Below are 14,439 nucleotides of genomic sequence, written 5' to 3'. Positions count from 1 at the left end.
TATTCTAGACTGTTGAAGGAGTCAGAGATGAATCTGCATTATACTCATAAGCCGAACTACTATTTCTTTGCACACAAACTTGTTTTGTTCCTAGAAAACTACATCAAGCATCATCCAAATCATGTGCAAGAAACCTTCAACCTAAATACGATTTATGATCTCTTTGATCATGACTTCGCTTCGAGCAGTACCAACTTAGAAGGTATTCTCAATATCGTGGACGAATACGTGATTGAAACCAATAATGGAAATGAACCATTGGTGAAATCTTACCATATCAGCCATGACAACCATATTTTAACTATCGATTTTAACAGTAACGCAATTGCGCATCTGGCACAGGGTAAAGTGATTACCTATCCAAAGGCGGCATAACAAATGAATTCTCCATAAAACAAGCACATTTCGTGCTTGTTTTTTTGAATCTCAGTGCTGTATTTCACTAAGTTCATAAAATTAAATGTATAAAAACGATTCAATACGCACTGTTTTTTACCGTTAGTTCAAAAAAGGCAACGTCTTAGACCATCACTGGTATTCATAAGCAGAATTTTGTAATGCTATAAATTTTTATTATGAGTTTGATATAATTAAGTCACGATTATAAAAAGAAAAAAATAAAAAAATGCGATACTGCTTTTTAATTTGATCAAAATTGATCGGGCAGTCTAAAAAAAACATTCGAAATCTCTGCAAAATTTTGTTAAATTTACCGCCCGATAAATAGCCCAATTAAATATTTGTTTAAAAACAAATGCTTATTTTTAGGCTTTTTGCATTATTTGCCCCTTGTATAAAGCTGGCAAAATCATGATTGGTAAGATAATTTTCAGATTCATGCTGTTTTTTGAGATGGCATGATCTTTGTATTGTCTCCAATTCCTCATTTTACAAATCAGTGATTATGAAGCATCACTGAATGGCGCGATAAGGTAATTCGAGTACAGGGCGATCAGTAACGACATCTTGGTTTGTTTATACAGCAGGTACAACGATGTTGACATGAGTTGCTGGAATGGGGTGTGCTCAGGTTACGGAGATGAAAATGTTTGAATATCGTGGATTGATCGGTATTTTTATTCTTTTGTTGATTGGATATATTTTTTCCAATAACCGAAGCATGATTAAAGTGAGAACGATTTTACCGGCTTTGGGCTTGCAGTTCCTGCTTGGAATTATCATTTTGTATGTTCCATTAGGAAAATACATTTTTGAACAGCTTGCCAATGGCGTAAACCATGTGATTGGTTATGCAGATTCAGGTAGCGCTTTCTTGTTCGGTGCCTTGGTCGGCGATCAGATGAACACAGTATTTAATGGCGCAGGTTTTATTTTTGCACTGAAAGTACTGCCAACCATTATTTTTGTTACTGCCCTGATTTCGATTTTGTATTATTTAAAAATCATGACGGTATTTATTAAAGTACTGGGTGGTTTGTTTCAAAAAGCGCTGGGTATCAGTAAGGTTGAGTCCTTTGCTGCGGTGACGACCATCTTTATTGGTCAAAACGAATTACCAGCTGCGTTGCGTCCATTTTTGTTACGTATGAATAAAAATGAACTGTTTACCGTCATGTGTAGTGGTATGGCTGCTGTTTCTGGTTCGGTATTGGTTGGCTATGCCGGATTAGGCGTACCCATGGAATACTTATTGGCGGCTTCGCTGATGGCGATTCCTGGCGGTATTCTGTTTGCACGTTTATTGAGTCCAGCCACTGAGCCTTCAACTGTTGAAGTATCGGATCTTGAGTTTGGCGAACAACGTCCATCCAATATCATTGAGGCCGCTGCGAATGGCGCCATGATGGGGCTTAAAATTGCAGCAGGTGTCGGAACCGTGATTATGGTTTTTGTTGGCCTGCTCAGTCTGGTGAACGGTATCTTCGGTTTCGTGGGTGGATGGTTTGGCTATTCAGGCTTGAGTTTAGATGCCATTTTTGGTTATGTCCTTTCTCCTTTAGCTTATGTGATGGGCGTAGACTGGAATGAAGCGCAGTTAGCAGGTTCTTTGCTTGGGCAAAAGCTGGTCATCAATGAGTTTGTTGCTTACCTAAACTTAGCGCCGCATCTGGCAGATCAAACCATTTCGGCACATACCGCAGCCATTATTTCTTTTGGGTTGTGTGGTTTTGCCAACTTCAGCTCGATTGGTGTAGTACTCGGTGCTTTTGGTATGGTAGAACCAAAATTGACGCCCGTATTATCTAAACTTGCCATCCGTGCGTTGTTGGCCGCGACTTTGTCAAACTTGATGAGCGCAACAATTGCCGGTATTTGTCTAGGCTTCGCGCTCTAATTGCGTTGTCGCAGATAGTTTTAATGCATTCAGTTTTGACCAAATACTGACAAAAATAGCCGTATTTCATTCTATAAATACGGCTTATTTTTTGCTTCCATAAACACAATAACATGGAGTTCTTATGCACATTGCAACCATTGATTATACGCATCCCCAAGCAGGGGCTGCATTTGCACAGTCGTTACGTGAAACTGGTTTTGCCGTGATTATCAATCATCCGCTGGACTGGTCATTAATCCAGTCGATCTACACTGAGTGGCTGACATTTTTTAAATCTGAGTATAAAAACAATTACCGTGTTCGCCCCGAACAAAAAGGCGGATTTTTTCCAACCGACTTATCCGAAACAGCCAAAGGTGAAACGGTCAAAGATTTAAAAGAATTTTTTCATATTTTCCCTTCTGGTGTATTTCCTTCCGAATTATCAGCGCTGAGCTTAAATTATTATCAACAAGCATTCGGCTTGGCTAAACATCTTTTACAATGGATTCAGGAGTTTACACCCGAGCATATTCGCGCTGCCTATAGTGAGCCGTTGCCAAGTATGATTGAGGGCGCGGAGGGTTTATTACGCGTATTACGTTATACACCTGTAGCGACAGATCAAGATTATGTTCGTGCTGCTGCGCATGAAGATATTAATCTCATTACCATTTTGCCTGCTGCGACAGCACCGGGGCTTCAGGTAAAAAATGCAGCAGGTGAGTGGTACGATGTGCCTGTCGAGCCGAATTCACTGGTTATTAATATTGGCGATATGCTTCAAGAAGCGTCCCAGTTCTTTTACCCGTCGACCACCCATCGTGTGGTGAAATTCAAAGATCAAGATGCACAGCAAGAACGAATTTCGATGCCATTCTTTTTACAACCACGTGGTGATGTGGTGCTCTCGTCACGCTATACCGCCGGTGAATATCATGCAGAACGAATGCGCGAACTCAAAGTAATCCAAGATGGCAAAATTTTGCTATAACGTTTAGATCGATTTATATATTGCGTTTTGGCTTGAGCACGAGTTCAGGCTGTTTTTTAAAAAAAGGTAGTGGAATGACTAATACACCTCGTCAAATTATTATTGATACAGATCCAGGGCAAGACGATGCAGTTGCGATCTTACTGGCGCTGGCCAGCCCGGAACTTGATGTTTTGGCAATTACGACAGTTGCTGGAAATGTACCTTTAAGTTTGACCAGCGTAAATGCCAGAAAAGTGTGTGAATTGGCTGGTCGTCCAGACATTCCTGTATTTGCAGGATGTGATCGTCCGCTCAAACGTCCATTAATTACTGCAGAAAATGTGCATGGCAAAACGGGTTTAGATGGAATTGAATTACCTGAACCGAAAATGCCGCTTCGTCCTGAGCATTCAGTCGAATTTCTAATTGAAACCTTTCGCCGTGCACCAGAAAAATCGATTACGATTTGCTCGTTAGGCCCAATGACCAACACGGCTCAGGCACTGCTCAAAGCCCCTGATATCGCCACGCGTATTGAGCGAATTGTCCTCATGGGGGGTGGTTTCTTTGAAGGCGGAAATATTACACCATCAGCTGAATTTAATATGTTTGTCGATCCTGATGCAGCAAAAGTTGTGTTTGCAGCGGGCATTCCACTTACCGTCATTCCATTAGATGTGACTCATCAGGCATTAACCTCAAAAGAGTGGGTGGATGGTCTGCGTAAAATGAACAATAAGGTTGGACCGGCTGTTGCAGCATGGACTGACTTCTTTGAGCGTTACGATATGGAAAAATATGGCTCGGAAGGTGCGCCATTACATGATCCATGTGTGATTGGCTACATGATTAATCCAGCGTTATTTACAGGCCGTTGGATTAACGTTGAAATTGAAACAGATAGCCCGCTGACTGTGGGTGCAACGGTTGCCGATTGGTGGAATGTGACTGGGCGTAAGGCCAATGCCGAGTTTTTACGTAGCATTGACCGAGATGCCTTCTTTCAATTACTGTCAGAGCGACTGGCGACTTACGCGTAATTGAAGTTGTATCAGCTATGATTAAACCCGATCAGTGTACTGCTCGGGTTTTTTTCTCAACTGCAAAGGCAATCAATAAAATAATCAGCCCACCTAGGCTGAGTACAAATCCCACCCAGATAGGTGCAATCCAGCCCATATTATGGCTCAATACCCAACCACCCAAATAGGCACCTAGTGCATTGGCTATATTGAAGGCAGAGTGATTCAGCGATGCTGCCAAGCCTTGTGCATCTCCGGCTACATCCATCAGGCGCATTTGTAATCCACCACCCAAACCCATCACCGTAATACCAATCATAAACAAGCCAGCAATGGCGGTGTATACGTTGTGCATCATGAAGCTGGCAGCAATAAAAGCCAGTGACGCACTGATGAGAACGCCAATAATGGTTCTATTGAGATTTTTATCGGCCAGCCAACCTGCCACCAAGCCGCCAATCACCATACCGATGCCCCAGATTGCCAAGGCAATCGGCACAATCTGAATACTAACTTTAGTATATTCAGTCAAAATTGGCGATACATAGCTATATACCGAAAACATGCCGCCAAAGCCAATTGCACCAACTGCAAGGGTCAGCCACATGTTGATATTTTTTAAACCGGATAGCTCACTTCGTATACTGGCCGTGCTACGGACTTGTATTTGAGGTACAAAAACTGCAACAGACACTAAGGTAACAAGGGCAATGAGGGCTGAAAATTCAAATCCTGAGCGCCAGCCAAACTGCTGGCCTACCCAAGTTGCCAGCGGTACGCCAAGTACGGTTGCAACGGTTAAGCCCATCATCATTTGCGCCACTGCAGATGCACGACGATTTGGCCCTGCCAGTTCTGCCGCCACTAAAGCGCCCACACCAAAGTAGGCGCCGTGCGGAAAGCCTGCGATAAATCGCGAGACTAAAATCATATCCGGTGTTTTTGCCAGTGCAGTCAGTGCATTTGCAATGCCGTAAAATAGCATCAGGCCAAGCAGTAAAGTTTTACGTGGTACACGTGCACCCAAAATTGCAATGACTGGCGCACCAATTACCACTCCAAGTGCGTAAGCACTAATAAAATGACCCGCTTGTGGCACAGTAATCTGTAGATCAGACGCTATTTCCTGTATCAGACCCATCGCGACAAATTCAGTGGTTCCAATACAAAAACCCCCACTGGCTAAAGCGAGAATGACCCAGAATAATGAAAATTGTCGGGCTGATCGAACAGAAGTGTTCGGTTTTAAAGACATAATAAAAAGACAAAATGGGAGAAAAAACAGTGAAAATTATAATGGAAAAAGAACATAAAAGCGAAGCGAACTCGGGCAAGAAGCTAGTGCGAATATCAACTTAAATTTAAGCATGATGTGTTTGATTGACTTTATTGTGCGTGATTGTGCGTGCAAATACGCTTGCTGAATTGCAGTCGGTTCAAGCCATCCATGATAAGATGAGTATTATTCATAATTCGGTTTTTTATTGCCTTCGCGTTGTTCGATTTTATTGCATTAAATAATGCTGGATGTATAAATCAAAATACATTTAAAATTAGCTGTTTAGAATTAAAGAATCATCATGGTCTGTTTGTCATCCAAACGGTTTCATTTCGATGAGATGCTGAGTCGGGAGCTAACGTTCACAAGATGTTTTCCCTTACGGTTGGTCATATATAGGTTATTTTCATGCTCGAAATTCGACATCTTAAAACTTTGTTAGCACTACGTGAGCATGGATCATTGGTTGCTGCTGCAAATGATTTATGTTTGACACCATCTGCTATTTCTCATCAATTAAAAGAACTCGATCATTGGTATGGGGTCGAGGTGGTTAATCGGCGCAGTCGTCCAGTCACCTTTTCAAATGTTGGGCAGCGTTTGCTGAAACTTGCAGATGATATTCTGCCGCAAATTCAGATTGCACAAAGTGATATCACTCGTATTGTGCATGGACAAACCGGTCGGATTATTTTTTCTTCTGAGTGTCATAGTTGTTTTGATTGGTTGATGCCATTACTGAATCAGTATCGCCAGCAGTATCCTGATGTTGATCTGGATTTTGCCTCGGGCTTTGAAGCCAACCCACATGAGCTATTGCAAAATGCCGAATTTGATTTGCTCATTACCGCAGATCCGATTGCTCTCAAAGGGGTTGAGTATTTTCCTATTTTTGAATATGAGTCACGTTTGGTCTTGTCAAATACACACCATCTGGTGCGTGCTGAAAAAGTCACTGTGCAGGATTTAGCAGAGGAAACACTGATTACCTATCCGGTCGATAAGCATCGACTTGACATCATGGCGCATCTGTTTCTGCCTGCAAATATTCAACCTAAAGAAATCCGTACCACCGATCTGACTCAAATGCTGATTCAGTTGGTTGCAAGTGGTCGGGGTATTTCGGCATTACCAGACTGGGTGGTGAATGAGTACGAGCAAAAGGGCTGGGTGACGAGTCGACGTCTGGAGTGTGTGGCAGAGCAAGGGTTGCGCCGTACCTTGTATGCAGGCTTTAGAACTGAGGAAAAAGAAAAAAGTTATTTTGAAGGGTTTTTAAAGCAGTTAGCTAAATTTTCGCAAAAACGCACCAATTATTATGCTGCCTAAATACTCAAGTGCTAGATAGAATTTATTGAATCATCATGGATTTTTGTATAAGGCCATGATGATTCAATATGTCATATATAGATGTATTTGCAGCAAGTTTTACTGTCAATCCTTATTAATTCCACAACACTAATGAGAGTAATCCTGCCGCTATCAGTGGCCCCACCGGAACGCCTCTTAGCAGCGCTACACCTGCAATGGTACCAATTAATAACCCTGCAATAATATCGGGCTGGCTACTCATGAGCTTGACGCCTCGACCGCCTAGCCATGCCACCAGTAAGCCGACGCCGATGGCGAGCAAAGATTTATAGCTAAAAAAGGACTTTAAAATACTTTCGCCACTGAGCTGACCGCTTGCAATTGGAGTCAGTACACCAATGGTCAAAATAATAATGCCAATGTTTAATCCATGTTGCTGTAAATAGGGGAAGAAAGTATTAAGCGGAGTGAGTTTAAATAAAATTAAAACGCCTACAGCAATGGTCACAGCTGTATTTTGGCTAAAAATTCCACAGGCTAGCAATACCAGTAATACAATTAAATTGACATCAAGCTGAGACAACATCATCAACATCTTTTTATGTAAGCGGGAGCTATAGTGTAGCGCGCTTTGATCATAAGATAAAAATAAACGCTTGATTTAAAAAAGCTGGTGTACTTAAAACAAACCTTAACGTCTGCATTTTGAGTGATAACCTCATTCAAGGCATTCACTTTTTTAGCTAATCCGTTAGACTATGCCGAAAATATATCAGGTAAATTTCGGCGATGCTTCTAGAAAAAATGTTGCAATCACAAGGCTTCGGTTCACGTAAATATTGCCAGCAGCTAATTAAAAATGGGCATGTGTCTATAGGAGAGGATACCGTTACCGATTTAAAGTTGCGCGTTCAGACCGAGCACTTGCAGTTCCGTGTATTTGGTGAATCGTATATCTATCGTGAAAAGGTGTATATCGCGCTCAATAAACCACAAGGTTTTGAATGTTCGCATCAACCTCAGCATCATCAGAGTGTATTCAGTTTGCTGCCAGATATTCTGATCGATCGTGGAATAGCAGCAGTTGGACGACTCGATCAAGATACCACTGGACTACTGCTGTTGACCGATGACGGGCAATTTCTGCATGCCTTAACCCATCCTAAAAAACATGTCCCTAAGGTATATCATGTACACACGGCAGATCCGATTACTGAAGTTCAGCTGAGTCAGCTTGAGCAAGGGGTGGAACTACGTAATGAAACAGGGCTTTTCGCTGCGACCGCGGTTCAACAGCTTGATGAATATCATTTAAGCTTGACGATTCATCAAGGGGTATATCATCAGGTCAAACGCATGATCGCTGCGGTTGGAAATAAAGTTGAATCGCTGCACCGTCAGCAAATCGGGCAGTTGGTTTTACCTGAATTAGCACAAGGGGATTGGATCTATTTGTCTGATGCACAGATTCATTTAGCCAGGCAGTCTACCTAAGAAAACAGTGATAGGTTTGAAATTCCTGATCCAGCACAAAACCCATTTTTTGATATAAACGCATTGATTCGATATTGTTTTTTTGGGTTTCCAACGAGATTCTGAGCGCATTTTCATGGCGTGCAAACAAAATGGCAGTATCGATGAGTTGCTTTGCAGAGCCTTGACGGCGATAAAGTGGCGTAACATACACATCATCTAAAATATAATAGGTCGAGCAGGCGACAGATGAAAAGCCCAAATAAAGCAGAATAAAACCAGTAAAAACATCATTTTTGACATGAATAAAAATGACACTCTGTTTGTTTTCAAAGCGTTGTTTTAAAAAATCATAGGATTGCGTTAAGTTGGATGATGCGCCATAAAACTGACGGTATTCATCAAACAATACCGCGAGTTGATTTAAATCTTCTACAGTGGCTCGTCGAACGATCATGCGATTCTCCAGCTTTATTATTATGTGTCATAGAGAAGAAGCATAACCAAAATCAAATACGAAGAACGTTAAAACTTGTTTAAAACTGCAACATTATGGCGCTTGATCACTCTCACCGAGTAAGGCATTCAGCTCATCAAAAAGTGCTTCATGATCATCTATGAGTAGATCGCTATCGGCTTGATCATTTTCACGTGGCGTAACAGCGGCAGATTGCGACTTGATTTTACGCAATTTGAGGAGCTGCTCCATATCGATGTTTTGATTTTCAATTGCAAAGGGGATGGATTTGGTTAAAACCACCTGCTTGAAAAAAAGACGCACGGCTTGTGCCGGTGTAATCCCCAATTGTTTGAAAACAGCAAAGGCCTGCTTCTTTTCGTGTGAATCAAGTCGAACCTGATAAACTTCTGTTTTTCGCATGAATAAAAACCAAACGATTTTTTAATTTTTAATGGCTTATTCTAAAGCAAGAATTTGTAATTTCAATCTTAAAACTAAAAAATAGCGTGGTTGTCATTACGATTAAATGACAAAGAAAGTGACTGTCTTGAGCAAAAGTACATTTCAGTTTGTGTAACGGGGTCGACAAACTGTAATTCTTTTGCCAAAAGCTGTAAGGGGTTGGAAAAGTCATCGTCGGCTTTGTGTGCCAAAAATGGATAAAGCGGATCGTTCTGGATAGCAAGCCCTAAATGAGCCAAATGCACACGAAGTTGATGCTGTTTTCCGGTTTTGGGGCTTAAACGATATTTTGCCCAATGATTTGAATACTCTAGGCATTCAATCCAGGTTTCACTATTCGGCTCGGCGTCTGGATTGACTTTCATGGTGTAAAACGGCTCACCTTTGCTCATGTTGAGTCGAACTGTGCGAGGAAACTGAAGCGTGTGATGATAAGGGGCGATGGCATGATAGGTTTTTTGCACATCGCGCGCTGCAAATAAAGATTGATACACACCGCGGGATTCAGGTTTTTTACAAAACATCACCACACCCGCCGTTTCACGATCAAGACGATGGATTGGAGTTAGATCGGGAGTTTGGCCACTTTGTTTTAAGCGAACCAGCAGTGTTTCTTGTACATACTTGCCCGTGGGTGTCATGGTTAAAAAATGTGGTTTATCGACCACCAGTAGATGTTCATTTTCAAATAAAATCTCATGCTGAAATGGCACTACAACTTCATGCGATAAAAAACGATAATAAAAAATATGCTGGTTGGATAAATAGGGGCTAGCTACACTCAGCGTTTGGCCTTGAGCATTGATAATTAGTCCATCATCGAAGCGCTGTTGCCATTCTGAGGCTAATATATGAGGAAAATGCGCACACAGGTAAGCAAAAGTTGTTTCAGGTGGTTTGCCATGCATGGTGGGTAAAAATACTTTGCTGGCACTTACGCCTTGACGAGTAGTAGGGATAAATTCGTGTGCGTTCATGTTGGCCATTTTGGAGATATCGCTAGAGAGTCAGGCTGTTTGAAAAGCAAGCAGCTTTTTACTTGATCATAGGCTTTTAAACATTCAGGATGGTATTATACACAGTCCGATTGAATCATGTATGAGCGTAATGCAGTATTCCCTTCGTTTAACCCTAGCGGATGAACTCGACACACAAAAACTGGCAACAGCACTCTCTGGTGTGATCCAAGAAGGTGTGGTGTATTTAATTGGCGATTTAGGCGCAGGCAAAACCACGTTTACTCGTCATTTTCTGCAAGCGCTGGGTCATCAGGGGGCAGTAAAAAGTCCAACCTATACCTTGGTCGAGCCGTATCGTATCCAGCAAAAAGAGATATTTCATTTCGACTTGTATCGCCTTAACGATCCCTATGAGCTTGAATTAATGGGAATTCGGGATTATCTGGATGTTCCGCATGCTTTGTTTTTATTTGAATGGCCATCGAAGGGAGAAAACGAGATTCCAGAGCCAGATATCATCATTCAAATTGAAAAATCTGAAGATGATCTTGAACGATATGTGACGATTGAATTGAATGATGCTCAGCAATACGTACAATTAAAGGACCTCATTTAACATGCTGCAAGATTCCCGCGATCTGCGACGTATTCATACTCTCGATCCTGCGCTGGCCAACCAGATTGCGGCTGGTGAGGTGATTGAGCGGCCTGCATCGGTTGTGAAGGAATTACTTGAAAATGCAATTGATGCAGGCGCAACCGAACTGATCATTCGCGTCGAGCAAGGTGGCGCTACGCTCATCGAAATCATCGACAACGGTCAGGGGATTCATAGTGACGATTTACCGCTGGCGGTAATGCGTCATGCCACAAGTAAGATCAAGACTTCCGAAGATTTGCATGCCATCGTAAGTTTGGGATTTCGAGGCGAAGCCTTGGCATCGATTGCCGCCGTATCTCGCTTAACGCTAATGAGTAGTCAATCTGACGATGGCGTCGGGTATCAGGTTGAAGTCAATGGTACAGCCTTTGATCATCAAGCGATTCAACCTGTTGCGCTCAGAAAGGGCACACACATTAGTGTACAGGACTTATTTTTTAATGTTCCTGCGCGGCGTAAATTTTTAAAAAAACCCAGCACCGAATTTGGACATATCGAAGAGATTATTAGACGTCTGGCACTGACACATTTTGATATTCGGTTTATGTTAGAGCACAACAATCAGGTTCGTTTGAATTTACCTGTAGCAGACAGCGGGCAACTGCGTTTTCAGCGTGTTCAGCAACTGCTTGGGCATCAGTTTACTCAAAATGCCTATTGGCTCGATACGCAAAGTATTTCCATGCGATTGTCGGGCTGGTTGGGTCATCCCTCCGACGCGCGCCCACAAGCCGATTTGCAATATGTCTATGTGAATGGCCGTATAGTCAAAGATAAAACCATTTCACATGCACTGCGCATGGCTTACGATGGAATTTTGCATGGTCATCAGTATTCGGCTTATTTACTGTTTTTAGAGGTCGATCCAGAACAAATTGATGTCAATGTACATCCCACCAAGCATGAGATTCGCTTTTTAAACCAGCGTGAAGTGCATGAGTTTGTACGGCATTATGCCAAAGAAACACTCTCACAATTTCAGACCGCAGCGGCCGAGTTGTCTCAGGCCATGAAACCTGAACAATTGTCTATTGAGCGCATGCCGCAGCCGAGCTATCAAGAACAATTTAGTTTGCACCGCGCTGAAACAGCATCAACTCAAGTACCGCATGAGGCCGATCACACACATGCGGCAACTACAGCCGTATCAACAGAGCTGTTAACCGAATTTAATGCCAGTCGGCCCAATTCTGTTGATTATTCGCGACGTCCACAACCTGTGAGTGATCCAGAGCGGCTCAACAATGCCCTTAAAAGTTATCTAGCTCCATTGCGTGAGCAAACAGAAGCGGTAGAAAATACGGCAGAACGTCAAGCAGAGTCCGAAGTAGATGAGTTTCCGCTGGGAATTGCCATAGCACAATTGCACGGTATTTATATTTTGGCACAAAATACCGAAGGCTTGATTATTGTTGATATGCATGCTGCACATGAGCGTATTTTATTACAACAGATGAAATCTGCGTGGGATAAGCCCGAGTTTTGGATTTCACAGCAATTGCTCATTCCTAAAGTGGTTTCAGTTACACGTATGCAAGCGGCACGGATTGAAGATCTAAAAGATCAGCTGGCGCGATTGGGTCTGGATATTGATCAGTATGGTGATGATCAAGCAATTGTGCGTGGAGTTCCGGCCATTTTGCATAAAGCTAATTTTGAGAAACTGATTCCTGAGCTTTTGCATGATCTGGATCCAAATGATCAGGCACAGGCGCTTATGCATAAGCGTGATGCCATTTTGGCTGGCATGGCATGTCACGGTGCAGTTCGTGCACATCGCATGCTGAGTCTGTCTGAAATGAATGCTTTGTTACGTCAAATGGAGCAGACAGAATTCGCCAGTCAGTGTAATCATGGCCGTCCAACATGGCGCGCATTTCCACTTCATCAACTTGACAAGCTTTTTGCTCGAGGAGAATAGTTTTTCATGTCAACTTCTTTGCCCGTAATCAATTTGATGGGGCCGACCGCAAGCGGTAAAACAGCCTTGGCATGTGAACTGTATGAACAGGGTCAATTTGAACTGATTTCTGTAGATTCTGCATTGATTTATCAAGATATGGATATCGGTACAGCAAAGCCCACCAAAGAAGAGCAGGCACAATATCCGCATCATTTAATTGATATTATTACGCCACTAGAAGTGTATTCTGCTGCGCAATTTGTCGATGATGCCACGCGCTTGATCGACCAGTGCCACCAGCAAGGCAAAACGCCTATTTTAGTTGGTGGAACCATGCTGTACTTCAAGGCCTTACTTGAAGGACTGTCAAGCAATCTTCCAAGTGCAAATGCTGATATTCGGGCAGAAATTGAACAGCAGGCTGCGCTTGAAGGGTGGGAAGCTGTGCATGAACAATTGCGCAAAGTGGATCCGACCGCAGGTGAAAAGTTTAATGTATCTGATCGCCAGCGTATTATTCGCGCGCTAGAAGTCTATCGATTGACTGGTATACCGATTACGCAATTACAAATGGAGCAACCGAAAAATTTACCATATCGTTACACATTTCATAACTATGCTTTGCTGCCAGATCGGGTAGAATTACATCAGCGAATTGAACAAAGATTGCTCAAAATGTGGGATATCGGTTTTTTAAATGAGGTGGAAGCTTTAATTAAAAAATACGATTTGAATGAAAATTTACCTTCAATGCGGTCTGTCGGGTATCGTCAAGCACTCGATTTTCTGTTAAAAAGTGATAAAAGTCACATAAATAGGAGGGAAATGGAAGATAAGGCATTATTCGCGACACGACAACTTGCGAAACGTCAATACACTTGGTTACGTTCGTTGCAAGAAAAGCACTATTTTAAAACTTATTTAACTATAAAGCAGGCTCAACAAGACTTGCGAAACTCTTATGGATAAAGCAAAATTTACATACTATCTTTTTTATAAATTTTAATTGAAAAATAAAGATGGTTTTTTGCGCTGATTTTAATTTTTTTGGAGTTATAAAATGTCTAAAGGTCAAACATTACAAGATCCGTTCTTAAATTCTCTCCGTAAAGAACGTATTCCTGTGTCAATCTTTCTTGTGAATGGTATTAAATTACAAGGTCACATTGAATCTTTCGACCAATACGTAGTGTTGCTAAAAAATACGGTAAGCCAAATGGTTTACAAGCATGCAATTTCAACTGTAGTTCCTGCACGTAACCCACGTCCAGCAGGCGCGCCAGCTGGTGCACCACAAGGTGGTTTTGGTGGTCAGGGTGGTGGCTTCGGCGGTCAAGGTAGCGGCTTCGGCGGTCAAGGTGGTGGCTTCGGTGGTCAAGGTGGCTTCGGTGGTCAAGGTGGCTTCGGTGGTCAAGGCGGCGGCTTCGGCGGTCAAGGCGGCTTCGGTGGTCAAGGTGGCTTTGGTGGTCAAGGCGGCGGCTTCGGTGGTCAAGGTGGCTTCGGCGGTCAAGGCGCTTCTGGCTTTGACAACGATACAAAATTCGAAGATGGACAGGACGACGATTCTAACAACCGTTAATCTGTTTCAGTAAAAAACCTCAGTCGATATGACTGAGGTTTTTTTTATCTAAAATATAAAAAAAGAACCAGCATTT

Annotated in this window: 15 protein-coding genes; 10 read left to right on the top strand and 5 right to left on the bottom strand. The window is 42.4% G+C overall.

The features are described from left to right. Positions 1-27: 27 nt before the first annotated feature. The 4 genes from ADA42_RS03205 to ADA42_RS03190 all read left to right on the top strand — a co-directional run bounded on the left by ADA42_RS03205 (position 28) and on the right by ADA42_RS03190 (position 4,294). Entirely contained in the window at positions 28-375 is a 348-nt protein-coding gene (locus ADA42_RS03205) for a hypothetical protein (protein WP_004938807.1), read from the top strand. A gap of 670 nt (positions 376-1,045) precedes the next feature. Beyond that, the gene (locus ADA42_RS03200; RefSeq protein WP_004938801.1) at positions 1,046-2,296 is read left to right on the top strand and encodes a NupC/NupG family nucleoside CNT transporter; all 1,251 of its coding nucleotides are present in this window, start codon (positions 1,046-1,048) and stop codon (positions 2,294-2,296) included. A gap of 124 nt (positions 2,297-2,420) precedes the next feature. Then, complete coding sequence (locus ADA42_RS03195) at positions 2,421-3,272, top strand: 2OG-Fe(II) oxygenase family protein (RefSeq protein ID WP_004948196.1); 852 nt, start codon at positions 2,421-2,423, stop codon at positions 3,270-3,272. A 74-nt stretch (positions 3,273-3,346) separates the two neighbouring features. Next, the gene (locus ADA42_RS03190; RefSeq protein WP_004948193.1) at positions 3,347-4,294 is read left to right on the top strand and encodes a nucleoside hydrolase; all 948 of its coding nucleotides are present in this window, start codon (positions 3,347-3,349) and stop codon (positions 4,292-4,294) included. A 31-nt stretch (positions 4,295-4,325) separates the two neighbouring features. Here ADA42_RS03190 and ADA42_RS03185 read toward each other — a convergent pair whose 3' ends face one another. After that, complete coding sequence (locus ADA42_RS03185; RefSeq protein WP_004938790.1) at positions 4,326-5,531, bottom strand: MFS transporter; 1,206 nt, start codon at positions 5,529-5,531, stop codon at positions 4,326-4,328. 432 nt (positions 5,532-5,963) lie between these two features. Between ADA42_RS03185 and ADA42_RS03180 the strand changes: the two genes are divergently transcribed. Next, the gene (locus ADA42_RS03180) at positions 5,964-6,884 is read left to right on the top strand and encodes a LysR family transcriptional regulator (RefSeq protein ID WP_004938788.1); all 921 of its coding nucleotides are present in this window, start codon (positions 5,964-5,966) and stop codon (positions 6,882-6,884) included. A gap of 115 nt (positions 6,885-6,999) precedes the next feature. On the opposite strand, the gene ADA42_RS03175 is transcribed toward ADA42_RS03180, so the two are convergent. Continuing rightward, positions 7,000-7,452: a DUF441 domain-containing protein gene (locus ADA42_RS03175; RefSeq protein ID WP_004948191.1), complete on the bottom strand. Its 453-nt coding sequence runs from the start codon at positions 7,450-7,452 to the stop codon at positions 7,000-7,002. A gap of 203 nt (positions 7,453-7,655) precedes the next feature. Between ADA42_RS03175 and ADA42_RS03170 the strand changes: the two genes are divergently transcribed. Next, positions 7,656-8,360 (top strand): pseudouridine synthase, encoded by a 705-nt coding sequence (locus tag ADA42_RS03170; RefSeq protein WP_004948189.1) that lies wholly within the window; start codon positions 7,656-7,658, stop codon positions 8,358-8,360. On the opposite strand, the gene ADA42_RS03165 is transcribed toward ADA42_RS03170, so the two are convergent. The 3 genes from ADA42_RS03165 to ADA42_RS03155 form a co-directional block, all read right to left on the bottom strand. Next, positions 8,353-8,796, bottom strand: coding sequence for a GNAT family N-acetyltransferase (locus tag ADA42_RS03165; RefSeq protein ID WP_004938777.1), 444 nt, complete (start codon positions 8,794-8,796; stop codon positions 8,353-8,355). The two genes, ADA42_RS03170 and ADA42_RS03165, sit on opposite strands and share 8 nt — an antisense overlap. Before the next feature lie 93 nt (positions 8,797-8,889). After that, positions 8,890-9,219 (bottom strand): type II toxin-antitoxin system RelB/DinJ family antitoxin, encoded by a 330-nt coding sequence (locus ADA42_RS03160; RefSeq protein ID WP_004948186.1) that lies wholly within the window; start codon positions 9,217-9,219, stop codon positions 8,890-8,892. 74 nt (positions 9,220-9,293) lie between these two features. After that, positions 9,294-10,238, bottom strand: a complete 945-nt coding sequence (locus ADA42_RS03155) for a pseudouridine synthase (protein ID WP_048763569.1) — start codon at positions 10,236-10,238, stop codon at positions 9,294-9,296. 130 nt (positions 10,239-10,368) lie between these two features. On the opposite strand from ADA42_RS03155, the gene tsaE reads away from it, so the two are divergent. The 4 genes from tsaE (at position 10,369) to hfq (ending at position 14,363) form a co-directional block, all read left to right on the top strand. Then, positions 10,369-10,836, top strand: a complete 468-nt coding sequence (gene tsaE, locus ADA42_RS03150) for a tRNA (adenosine(37)-N6)-threonylcarbamoyltransferase complex ATPase subunit type 1 TsaE (protein ID WP_004948179.1) — start codon at positions 10,369-10,371, stop codon at positions 10,834-10,836. A gap of 1 nt (position 10,837) precedes the next feature. Next, positions 10,838-12,802, top strand: coding sequence for a DNA mismatch repair endonuclease MutL (mutL, locus tag ADA42_RS03145; protein WP_048763549.1), 1,965 nt, complete (start codon positions 10,838-10,840; stop codon positions 12,800-12,802). A gap of 6 nt (positions 12,803-12,808) precedes the next feature. Continuing rightward, positions 12,809-13,753 (top strand): tRNA (adenosine(37)-N6)-dimethylallyltransferase MiaA, encoded by a 945-nt coding sequence (gene miaA, locus ADA42_RS03140; RefSeq protein WP_004948174.1) that lies wholly within the window; start codon positions 12,809-12,811, stop codon positions 13,751-13,753. 91 nt (positions 13,754-13,844) lie between these two features. Further along, positions 13,845-14,363, top strand: a complete 519-nt coding sequence (gene hfq / locus ADA42_RS03135; RefSeq protein ID WP_004948171.1) for an RNA chaperone Hfq — start codon at positions 13,845-13,847, stop codon at positions 14,361-14,363. Positions 14,364-14,439: the final 76 nt, after the last annotated feature.

This window comes from Acinetobacter sp. 243_ASPC (genome assembly GCF_001054715.1).
Classification (GTDB): Bacteria; Pseudomonadota; Gammaproteobacteria; order Pseudomonadales; family Moraxellaceae; genus Acinetobacter; species Acinetobacter soli.
Note: the sequence above shows the minus strand (reverse complement) of the source record. Positions and strands in the feature narration are given on the sequence as shown.

Excerpts from the sequence above, each read along its gene's own strand:
- ADA42_RS03205 (WP_004938807.1), top strand. The coding sequence starts at position 28 with ATGAATCTGCATTATACTCATAAGCCGAACTACTATTTCTTTGCACAC.
- ADA42_RS03200 (WP_004938801.1), top strand. The coding sequence starts at position 1,046 with ATGTTTGAATATCGTGGATTGATCGGTATTTTTATTCTTTTGTTGATT.
- ADA42_RS03195 (WP_004948196.1), top strand. The coding sequence starts at position 2,421 with ATGCACATTGCAACCATTGATTATACGCATCCCCAAGCAGGGGCTGCA.
- ADA42_RS03190 (WP_004948193.1), top strand. The coding sequence starts at position 3,347 with ATGACTAATACACCTCGTCAAATTATTATTGATACAGATCCAGGGCAA.
- ADA42_RS03185 (WP_004938790.1), bottom strand. The coding sequence starts at position 5,531 with ATGTCTTTAAAACCGAACACTTCTGTTCGATCAGCCCGACAATTTTCA.
- ADA42_RS03180 (WP_004938788.1), top strand. The coding sequence starts at position 5,964 with ATGCTCGAAATTCGACATCTTAAAACTTTGTTAGCACTACGTGAGCAT.
- ADA42_RS03175 (WP_004948191.1), bottom strand. The coding sequence starts at position 7,452 with ATGTTGTCTCAGCTTGATGTCAATTTAATTGTATTACTGGTATTGCTA.
- ADA42_RS03170 (WP_004948189.1), top strand. The coding sequence starts at position 7,656 with ATGCTTCTAGAAAAAATGTTGCAATCACAAGGCTTCGGTTCACGTAAA.
- ADA42_RS03165 (WP_004938777.1), bottom strand. The coding sequence starts at position 8,796 with ATGATCGTTCGACGAGCCACTGTAGAAGATTTAAATCAACTCGCGGTA.
- ADA42_RS03160 (WP_004948186.1), bottom strand. The coding sequence starts at position 9,219 with ATGCGAAAAACAGAAGTTTATCAGGTTCGACTTGATTCACACGAAAAG.
- ADA42_RS03155 (WP_048763569.1), bottom strand. The coding sequence starts at position 10,238 with ATGAACGCACACGAATTTATCCCTACTACTCGTCAAGGCGTAAGTGCC.
- tsaE (WP_004948179.1), top strand. The coding sequence starts at position 10,369 with ATGCAGTATTCCCTTCGTTTAACCCTAGCGGATGAACTCGACACACAA.
- mutL (WP_048763549.1), top strand. The coding sequence starts at position 10,838 with ATGCTGCAAGATTCCCGCGATCTGCGACGTATTCATACTCTCGATCCT.
- miaA (WP_004948174.1), top strand. The coding sequence starts at position 12,809 with ATGTCAACTTCTTTGCCCGTAATCAATTTGATGGGGCCGACCGCAAGC.
- hfq (WP_004948171.1), top strand. The coding sequence starts at position 13,845 with ATGTCTAAAGGTCAAACATTACAAGATCCGTTCTTAAATTCTCTCCGT.